Origin of the sequence: Gilvibacter sp. (assembly GCF_013214815.1) — a bacterium.
Lineage (GTDB): Bacteria > Bacteroidota > Bacteroidia > Flavobacteriales > Flavobacteriaceae > Gilvibacter.
On the sequence record NZ_JABSPU010000034.1, the window covers coordinates 18,616 to 28,566 of the forward strand.

8 protein-coding genes are annotated in these 9,951 nt (G+C 45.8%); 2 read left to right on the forward strand and 6 right to left on the reverse strand.

Going from position 1 to position 9,951, the window contains the following annotated elements; translation table 11 throughout:
* Window position 1: 1 nt before the first annotated feature.
* The 5 genes from HRT75_RS08540 to HRT75_RS08560 all read right to left on the reverse strand — a co-directional run bounded on the left by HRT75_RS08540 (window position 2) and on the right by HRT75_RS08560 (window position 5,261).
* The gene (locus HRT75_RS08540) at window positions 2–1,654 is read right to left on the reverse strand and encodes an NADH-ubiquinone oxidoreductase-F iron-sulfur binding region domain-containing protein (RefSeq protein ID WP_291185177.1); all 1,653 of its coding nucleotides are present in this window, start codon (window positions 1,652–1,654) and stop codon (window positions 2–4) included.
* 3 nt (window positions 1,655–1,657) lie between these two features.
* Window positions 1,658–2,485 (reverse strand): formate dehydrogenase accessory sulfurtransferase FdhD, encoded by an 828-nt coding sequence (gene fdhD, locus HRT75_RS08545; protein WP_291185180.1) that lies wholly within the window; start codon window positions 2,483–2,485, stop codon window positions 1,658–1,660.
* A gap of 95 nt (window positions 2,486–2,580) precedes the next feature.
* Complete coding sequence (locus HRT75_RS08550; protein WP_291185182.1) at window positions 2,581–4,248, reverse strand: formate--tetrahydrofolate ligase; 1,668 nt, start codon at window positions 4,246–4,248, stop codon at window positions 2,581–2,583.
* Window positions 4,249–4,349: 101 nt separating this feature from the next.
* Window positions 4,350–4,922 (reverse strand): molybdenum cofactor guanylyltransferase, encoded by a 573-nt coding sequence (locus HRT75_RS08555; protein WP_291185185.1) that lies wholly within the window; start codon window positions 4,920–4,922, stop codon window positions 4,350–4,352.
* A complete protein-coding gene (locus HRT75_RS08560; RefSeq protein ID WP_291185187.1) occupies window positions 4,923–5,261 on the reverse strand; it encodes a winged helix-turn-helix domain-containing protein in 339 nt (112 codons plus the stop codon).
* Between the two features lie 869 nt (window positions 5,262–6,130).
* Between HRT75_RS08560 and HRT75_RS08565 the strand changes: the two genes are divergently transcribed.
* Window positions 6,131–7,906: an ABC transporter ATP-binding protein gene (locus tag HRT75_RS08565; protein ID WP_291185190.1), complete on the forward strand. Its 1,776-nt coding sequence runs from the start codon at window positions 6,131–6,133 to the stop codon at window positions 7,904–7,906.
* Between the two features lie 738 nt (window positions 7,907–8,644).
* A complete protein-coding gene (locus tag HRT75_RS08570; RefSeq protein ID WP_291185192.1) occupies window positions 8,645–9,412 on the forward strand; it encodes a T9SS type A sorting domain-containing protein in 768 nt (255 codons plus the stop codon).
* 171 nt (window positions 9,413–9,583) lie between these two features.
* On the opposite strand, the gene HRT75_RS08575 is transcribed toward HRT75_RS08570, so the two are convergent.
* Window positions 9,584–9,790 (reverse strand): hypothetical protein, encoded by a 207-nt coding sequence (locus HRT75_RS08575; RefSeq protein ID WP_291185194.1) that lies wholly within the window; start codon window positions 9,788–9,790, stop codon window positions 9,584–9,586.
* Window positions 9,791–9,951 lie beyond the last annotated feature (161 nt).

Consider the following 9,951-nt stretch of genomic DNA (forward strand, 5'->3'; position numbering starts at 1 on the left):
CTTAACTGAAGTAATTTTTAAGTTCGTCATCAAAGTGCTGCACAATATTTCTGATCGGTAGCGGAATTCCCCCACCATGAGCGCACAGTGACCCTTGTTCCAAAGTGGTCAAGAGGTCTTGAAACAATTCCCGGTCAATGGTCTCTCTGCCTTGGATGGCTTTGGAGGCCAATTCGTGACCGCGTTTGGTGCCTAAACGGCATGGAAAGCACTTTCCGCAGCTCTCATAAGAGGCAAAATCAAAAAGGTGTTCTATGTATTTGATCATCGGATAGTCTTCTGGAATACTCACTACTGAGGCGTGTCCCAAAAGGAAACCGTGTTCCTTAAAGGATTCAAAATCCAAGGTGAGGTCACCCAGCTTTTCTACCGGAACAACTCCTCCTAACGGCCCTCCAATTTGAACGGCTTTTACCGCTTCCTTAAAGCCTCCACCCAAGTCTTTAATTACGGTCTTCATGGGTGTTCCCATGACCACCTCATACATGCCGGGCTTGTTGAAATAACTGTCCAAACACACCAATTTAGTTCCTGAAGACTTGTCTGTTCCTATAGCCTTCCAAGCTTCTCCGCCTTCACTGATGATGTAATGCAAAGCCGCAAGCGTTTCCACATTGTTCACCACCGTCGGGCGATTGAAGAGTCCGCGTTGTGCGGGATAAGGAGGTCGTACGCGCACTTCCGGGCGCTGACCTTCTATGGAATTGATCAGGGCTGTTTCCTCTCCGCAGATATAAGAACCCTGCGCTTGAATGATCTTAAATTCAAAATCGAATCCGGAGTTACCAATATTACTGCCTACCAGACCTCGATCTTTTAGGGCATCTATGGCTTGCTGCACAATTTCAACAGCTTCTGGATATTCTGCGCGGATATAAAGTATACCGTGATTCGCTCCAGTCACATAACCGCTGACCAACATGCCAAAGAGGACCGAATGTGGTTGCTCTTCTAGCAAATATCGGTCTGAATAAGCACCGGGATCACCTTCATCTGCGTTACAAATAATGAACTTTACCGGGCCTTCCGCATTGCGACAAAACTCCAATTTGAGTCCCATTGGGAAACCAGCTCCACCACGGCCACGCACGTTTGAGGTTTTGATCTCTTCCAGCACATCGGCAGAATCTTGAGCCAAAACGGCCAACCAAGGTTCGTAATAAGTGTCCACATCGGTGAAGTCTGCCGTTAAAATGGCATCATGGCTTGCGGCGACATTATAGCGGTCGCCGTGATGCTCGCCATCACCACTTACAATCTTATCTAGCGCATCAATGGCTGCTCCAGAGTAATTATGTCCCTTATAATGAAAGGCAGAATTTTCGTGGCATCTGCCTAAACAGCACATATGCCCAATTTGATCGTCTGTGAACTGTTTTTTCAGTTCTTTAATAACGCCTGGTTGCGTTCCCGCGCATTCGCAAGCGGTTCCATTACAAACGTAAACCTGTTTGCCTTTGTTCTCGGGCTTCAGAAAATCGTAAAAGGTGGCTGTGCCATAAGTATTAGCTTTCCCAATCAGGAATTCATCGGCCAAGAGGGCCAAAGCCTCCTCGTCAGGGGTTCCGGCGGGTTGTGCCAAATTTCCCAGCTTGTCAAAGAGGTTTTCCTGCAGGCCTTTTCTGCCTAAAAGTTCACTTAAATTTTCTGACATGGATTAACTCGCTTTAATGTTGTTTTGTGGTTTATTTTTTATGCGCTGCGGATGTGAATAACAAGTCGCACGTCCGTCGCGGCAGAATCCCATCAAGGTAATGCCCAACTCTTTGGCGTAATCTACCGCCAAGGAAGAAGGGGCAGAAACGGCAGCCAAAAAGGGGATTCCGGCTTTAAATGCTTTTATACTGATCTCATAAGAGATACGACCGCTTACCGTCATGGCTTTTGCTGCTCTGAGCTCGCCTTGCTGCAGCAAATGGCCAATGACTTTATCTACGGCATTGTGTCTCCCGATATCTTCCGCAGCTACTAAAAGAGCGCCAGAAGCGTCAAAGGCTGCAGCCGCATGGGTACCTCCCGATTGTTTGAAATCAAACTGCTGCTGATTCATTTTAGCAAACATGGCACTAAAGGCCGGGCCATCAAAAGTAATGGGTTCGTCCAGCGTTTTACCCAGGAAGCCTTGTTCCGTCAGTTCCGTCTTGCCACAAATTCCGCAAGAAGAAACAGACAGCAAGGAACGTGAGTTGGAATAACCCATTCCGAGCTTATCCCCTGGAATTTCAAGATCTACCACAGTGACAATGCCGTCCTCGTTCTCTTTATGAAGCACCACCTTAGGATGGAAGCTCGTATCATTGATCACCGCTTCACTGTGGAGCATCCCGCGAATCAAGGCCTTATCATCACCAGGAGTCCGCATGGATAGGGTAAAAGGCTTGCCGTTGATGTTAATCTGCAAAGCCTCTTCCACCGTCAATGCATCCACCACGCGCTCGGCCTGTTGGTGGTCAAATTTCTTGCCTTGATAGTTTCGGGTTGCCATGATTTTAGAGCTCTAATAAAACGCAGAAAATCAAACGTTTACTAAATATACGGGTTTTTCAAAATTAGATCAGTTGTATTACTTTCAGTCGGCTGTTAAAATAGCCCGCTGATATTTCCTTCATTGTCGATGTCAATATTCTCTGATGCAGGATGCGCCGGTAGCCCAGGCATACGCATCATATCTCCTGTGATCGGCACCAAAAAGCCAGCGCCAGCGGCGATCTCAATTTCACGAACCGTGAGGGTAAATCCACTCGGTCGTCCTATTTGCTTTGGATCGTCAGAGAGTGACTTTTGAGTTTTGGCAATACAAACCGGCAGTCCTTCTAGGCCTAAATCGGCTATGGTACGCAGGTTCTTTTTGGCCTTGGCCGCGTATTCCACATCGGCTGCACCGTAGATCTTGGTTGCAATAGCCTTGATCTTGTCCATCACAGGCATATCCCAACTGTACATGGGCGTAAAATTCGCCTCGTTCTCTTCAATGATGTCCACTACTTGTTGCGCCAAATCCATAGCGCCTTTTCCACCTTTGGCCCAAACTTCTGCCAAAGAAACGCGAATGCTCTTGTTAGCGGCAAATTCTTTGATGCAAGCAATCTCAGCATCGCTATCTGATACAAAACGATTGATAGAAATGATCGGGGTAATGCCAAATTGCATCACGTTTTCCAAGTGTTTTTCAAGGTTCGGTAAACCGTTCTTTAAAGCATCGACGTTCTCTTCAGTCAGATTCTTTAGATCGGCTCCGCCGTGATACTTAAGGGCCCGAATCGTAGTAGTGATCACCACTGCCTTTGGAGCGATTCCTGCACTTTGACATTTGATGTCTAAGAACTTCTCCGCACCTAGATCTGCCCCAAAACCAGCTTCGGTCACTGTATAATCAGCGAGAGACATTCCCATCTTTGTGGCCAGAACGGAGTTGGTTCCCTGGGCAATATTGGCAAAGGGCCCACCGTGAATGATGGCCGGATTGCCTTCAATGGTCTGCACTAAATTGGGCTTTACAGCTTCTTTGAGCAGGGCCGCCATGGCACCTTGTACTTTTAGGTCACTGGCATATATAGGCTCTTTTTTAAAGGTGTAGCCCACAAAAATATTCCCCAATCGGCGCTTGAGGTCTTCCATATCCGCTGCCAAACACAAGATCGCCATGATCTCAGAGGCTGCGGTAATGTCAAAACCAGTTTGTCTTGGAACCCCAGAAGTGGTTCCACCTAAACCGATCACGATATTACGCAGCGAGCGGTCATTCATGTCCATAACGCGTTTCCAAACTACGGTACGCGCGTCAATGCCTAAGGAATTGGTCTTGCTTTGAATGTTGTTGTCAATAACGGCTGCCAAAAGGTTGTGTGCCTTTTCAATGGCGGCAAAGTCTCCCGTAAAATGCAGGTTGATGTCCTCCATAGGTAAAACCTGAGAATAGCCTCCACCCGTAGCTCCACCTTTGATCCCAAATACAGGTCCCAAACTGGGTTCGCGCAATACAACTATGGCTTTCTTACCAATTTGATGCAAACCTTCTGAAAGGCCAATGGACATGGTAGTCTTCCCTTCACCGGCAGGCGTGGGTGAGATGGCTGTTACCAAGATCAGCTTGCTCTGAGCTGCCTTTTCTGGGTTGATAATACTGTGTGGTAGTTTGGCTTTGTGTTTACCGTAGAGTTCAATGTCGTCGGGGCTGAGGCCCAACTTTCCGGCAATGTCGCTAATGTGTTGTAGCGTACATTGCTTGGCAATGTCAAGATCCGTCATGTGCAGTTTAGTTAGTTCAGATTCTACAAAACCAGAGAACGATTCCAGCCTTGTAGGATATGAAGATAGCAAAATTTTATATGCAAAAGGGCGAAATCCCGCTAGGAGTCAAGCGTTAGCAAGGATTTATAGTCTTCTGGAGTGTTGATGTTGCGCAATTTAGAAGCCTGAGCACCTGTATATTCTAAGATCTTTGGGTTACAAGTACTTACTGCTGGTTGCAGCTTTAAACGCCCGTTTTTAATGGCCTTTTCAAAGCTCGGGAGGCAATCTTTGTGATAGCAGCCTACCAACGGATGCGCGTCTTTTGCGGTTTGGGCGTGTATGGCTTTTAGCTGCGGATGGATACTATTTAATAAAGATTCAATAATCTCTGAATCCACCAAAGGGGCATCACAACTCAAAACTAAATTCCATGGAGTTTCTGAACGATGCAATACGGAGTACAATCCTCCAAGAGCTCCGGAGTCTGGAATAAGATCGGGAACGACTTCCAAGCCAAATTCGGCATAGCTGGGTTTGTTTCCGCAGAGATAAACAGTCTCACAAAACGGCTGCATTTGCGCAATGATTCGCGCTAAAAAGGTCTGACCCTTATAGTCCAAAAAAGCTTTGTCATCTCCCATGCGCTTGCTGTTTCCGCCACAGAGAATTATGCCGTTTACAGGAGTCATTTATGCCGGAGGGAGTTGTTTGCTGAGTTGTGCTAAAAGCTTATCACACTCACTGCGGATGTGATTGAATTGAGCCACTATTTGCGTACCGGCTTCTGTAAGTTGCGCTCCACCACCATCTTTTCCCCCAACAGAAGTGATCACCAAGGGTGTCGCTGCTGTTGCGTTCATTTCATCTAACAAACGCCAGGCTTTTTTATAGGAAAGCGAGATGCTCTTTGCTGCTGCAGAAAGTGATCCAGTGGCTTCAATAGCTGTTAAAAGCTGTACCCTACCGTTACCCATGAGGGTCTGTCCGTCTTTTTCTATCCAAAGGCGTGATTTAATTTCTAAGCTCATGCATTAAAGGTCGTGATTTCTGATCATTTGAGGTAAAGTTTTGTAAAAACGATAAGCTTGATAAGGCTTTACCCGTCTGTGAATCAAAAAGTTCACTTTTGAATTGTAATAGAATACAGTCTCATGTATTTGGTTATAGTAAGCACGGGGAGTTGCAGGGGAGCCTGCAGCTCCTTTTGCTCTTAAATTTGTTCTCTTTCTTTTTTGGCTTACGGTTATCGAGTGATTTTCGCGGAGCGGAAATCGTATCGAGATAACATTTAAAATCAGTCTTTAATTTTTGCAGCGAGTGCTGCATCCCTTTTTTATTTTTTCTTTCTGATGTTTTCTTTAAACTACTTTTTCCCATCGCGGCAAAAAGTAGCAAAAAGCGCTAGCGACGCTCACTCCAATTTGAAAAACTACGCTGTCCTCAGCCACAGCTGTGTGGAGTTCGCGCTCGGCTGAGCCTCGCTGCTGTTCCGCACAGCTTTTCTCCCGCGCTGCCAGCTTGTTTTTCTAAATCTTCGTTCGGGGTCGCATTAAAAAAGTTGTCGCTGCCAATGACAACTGAGGTTTGTTTGGTGCGAGATCGCGCAATAGCTGCAGAGCAGCGCGCGACTCAGAAAAACCGAGGGGTTTAGCGTTTTAGAACGCTAAATGTCATCTCAAGCGACTTGACTTTTTGGATACTTTTTTGTCAAGAAAAAAGTATCGAAAAAAAGAAAAATAAAAGGGGGCACGGTACTCACCGCGATTACGAGACCGATCTTAGCTCATTACAGACGTTGAAGGGACGGGTAAAAAGGAAAAAAGAAAACATGACTATTTGTCTAAAGAAAAAAAAGGGCTTGACTTTTGACTTACTTGAAGAGTAGAAAACATCCCATATGGCAAGTAAAGCATTGCAACTCGATAAGATCAAAAGCGATAAGCGCAAAAAGGTCACCATAGTACAGGCATTTAAAACCATCATTTGGCCACGAAGGAATTTAGTCTTCATTGGTTTGGTGTTGATTGTTTTGAGTCGATTGGCTGGATTGGTGCTTCCGCTGCAGAGTAAAACCCTGTTGGATGAAGTGGTTCCAAGTAATGACCTGAGCCAGCTTTGGACGCTTTTGGCAATAGTTCTTGGAGCTATTGTGGTACAAGCAACCACCTCCTTTTTACTCACGCGAATCTTGAGTGTTCAGGCGCAATACCTGATCTCTGAACTACGGGCTCAGGTGCAGAAAAAGGTCCTTTCCTTGCCCATCAGCTTTTTTGACAATACAAAGTCCGGAGCGCTTGTTAGCCGCATCATGAGCGATGTGGAAGGTGTTCGGAATCTAATTGGTACTGGCTTGGTGCAATTGGTTGGCGGAACTTTTACTGCCATTATTTCCTTGGTCTTATTGATCAATATGAATGCGCTGATGACCGCCTTTGTATTTATACCCGTAGCCATTTTTGGCTTTGTGGCTTTAAAGGCGTTTAAGTACATCCGCCCGATCTTTAGAAAACGCGGTGTGATCAATGCAGAGGTTACCGGGCGTTTGACAGAGACCCTTTCAGGGATCCGTGTGATTAAAGGGTTTAATGCAGAAGACCAGGAGAACAAATCCTTTGAAGAAGGGGTGGAGCGCCTGTTTCAAAATGTCAAGAAGAGCTTGACGGCCACAGCGCTGATGACCAGTTCCTCTACCTTTCTGTTGGGTTTAGCTTCTACAGGAATTATGGGAATAGGCGGATATTTTATGATGGGCGGTACCATGACCACGGGTGAGTTTTTATCATTCACCTTGCTGCTTGGTTTTATGATCGCTCCTATAGTTCAGATGAGTAATATTGGGAGCCAACTTACCGAAGCCTTAGCCGGTTTGGACCGTACGCAAGAGCTTATGAACATGGAACCTGAGCAAGATGATGCCCTACGTCCAGAACGCTTGGACGTTCTTGAAGGCGAACTGCGTTTTGACAAGGTAAACTTCGCCTATGAGGAAGGCAAGGCTGTACTACACGACATTGACTTTAACGCACCCAAAGGCAGCGTGACGGCCTTGGTGGGTAGTTCCGGTTCTGGAAAGTCTACTATTGCTGGTTTGGCTGCAAGTTTTTTAACACCAGAAAGCGGAACTGTTTGGGTAGATGGCAAGGATCTTAGCAAAGTGAATTTGAACAGCTACAGACAGCATTTGGGGGTGGTATTACAGGACGATTTCCTCTTTGAAGGAACCATTAGAGAGAACATTCTTTTCCCAAGACCGAATGCCTCAGAAGAACAACTACAGGACGCAGTAAAAGCTGCATATGTCAATGAATTTACGGACCGTTTTGAAGACGGTTTGGATACCTTGATTGGCGAGCGCGGAGTAAAGCTTTCCGGCGGACAGCGCCAACGTATTGCCATTGCCAGAGCCATCTTGGCGGATCCTAAAGTGATTATTCTGGATGAGGCTACTTCCAACTTGGATACCGAAAGTGAAGCCCTCATTCAAAAATCCTTGGCCGCTTTAGTTAAAGACCGAACCACCTTTGTGATCGCCCACCGATTGAGTACCATCCGTCAGGCAGATCAGATTCTGGTCATAGAAAACGGCCGCATTGCCGAACGCGGAGATCACGATGAGTTGTTAGCGAAAAAAGGGAGGTATTTTGATCTCTACACTTACCAAGCTAGGATTTAACCTTACGGACATCGAGTGATTTTCGCGCAGCGGAAATAGTATCGAGATGACATTTAAAATCGATCACTATTTTCAAGGACGAGTCCTTGCACCTTTTCTCATACTTTTTTTCATCGCCAAAAAAAGTATGCAAAAAAGTCTAGCCACCTGAGGAGGTAATTTAGCACTGACGTGCTAAAACTCTCGGTTTTTCTGAGTCGCGCGCTGCTCCGCAGCTATTGCGCGAACTCGCACCGAACAAACCTCGTTTTACCTGAGCAGGCGGCGGGTTGAACACAGGAAAACCTCAATTGCAACAGGAATCGCGATAAAATGACCAATCAATAAAATGCGACTTCGACTGAATCTCGTAAAAATCAAGCCGGCAGCGGTTGGATAAAAGATGTGTGGAATCGGCGCGAGGTGAAGCCGAGAGAGTACTCCACACAGCTGTGGCTGCGGTTGGCGTAGATTTAAGAGATGAAGGAGCGTCGCTAGACCTTTTTGGTGGTACTTCAATCACAATGTCCACAGGACATTGCTCTTTCAGTAATGCGGCGATGGGAAAAAGGACATATAAAGAAGAAAAATAAATTGGTTTGCGGTACTCACCGCAACAAACAGACCAAGCTTCAATTAAGGAGCAACTGTGTCCATCGAATCCAATAAAAAGACACTTTAAGATATATTTAAACCAAACGCCAAGCTATTCCCCTATCTTTGAATATCTACTTATTAATTCTAGTTAATCAAATACCTATGAAAAAACTCTACACTTTAATTGCACTTTTTGTTTGTGGACTGACCTTTGGGCAGATCGTTAACCCAACGAGTGCAACTACTACATTCAACCCTGATTTTGGGACTGATTTAACACGAACCTATGACGGGACGGGGCTGTTTTCCTTCCCATCGGTGACGGCAGAGCATGAAGACACTACACCAACCAACAGTTTTGTGGCTTTAGAAGTTGCAGGAACTATTGACTTTGATCTGGGAGGAACTTTTGATATTGACGGATTGGCCTTTTGGAACCAAAACGCCGGAGGACCTTCTACTGACGTTGGAGTAAACGGAGTAACCTTTTATTCTTCTACGGACGGAGTCACCTATGTGGAGATTCCAGGAGCTCCAACAGCATTTAATGAGGTGTTAGTTGCTCCAGCAGCACCAGAGGTATTCTCTTTTCCTGCTGTAAGCGCTTCCTTCATTCGTATGGAGGTGACCAGCAACCACGGAGGTGGCGGAACCGGTTTTGCAGAGATTGCTTTTGCTGCCGGAGTTCTTTCTATCCAAGACTTTGAACTAAACGCAGGCATCCAAGCTTTTCCAAACCCAGCCAACAATGTGATCTCCCTTGCGGGACTTAGCGAGGCTAAGGATTTTGTGATCTACAACGTGCTTGGAGCGCAAGTGAAGTCTGGGGTTGCCAACAACAATCAGCCTATTCAGATTGATGAGTTGACTCCAGGGATGTATTTCCTTAAGATAGATTCTGGGAATACGGTTAAGTTTATCAAACAATAATATTATTCACTTTTTGTGATAAAACCCCCGCGCCATTGGCGCGGGGGTTTTTTATTATTTATTTCTTTTAGTCACTTTTCCCATTGTGGCAAAAAGTAGCCTTACGGTCATCGAGTGACGACACCGAAGGTGGCGTTGTATCGAGATGACATTTAAAAGCGTTCACTATTTTCAAGGACAAGTCCTTGCACCTTTTTCTGATACTTTTTCCATCGATGAAAAAGTATCCAAAAAATCTAGTCGCGATAAAGTTGCATTCGCCACCAAGGCGGCGAACCCTTTGGTTTTTCTGAGTCGCAGGTCGCTCTGCGACCATTTTGCGACATCGAACCAAAAAACCTCAGTTGCAACGGGAATCGCGACAAAATGATCAATCATTAAAAACGCGACTTTGACTGAATCTCGTTAAAATCAAGCCAGCAGCGGTTGGATAAAATATGTGTGGAATCGGTGCGAGGCGATGCCGAGAGAGTACTCCACACAGCTGTGGCTGCGGTTGGCGTAGATTTTAGAGATGAAGGAGCGTCGCTAGACCTTTT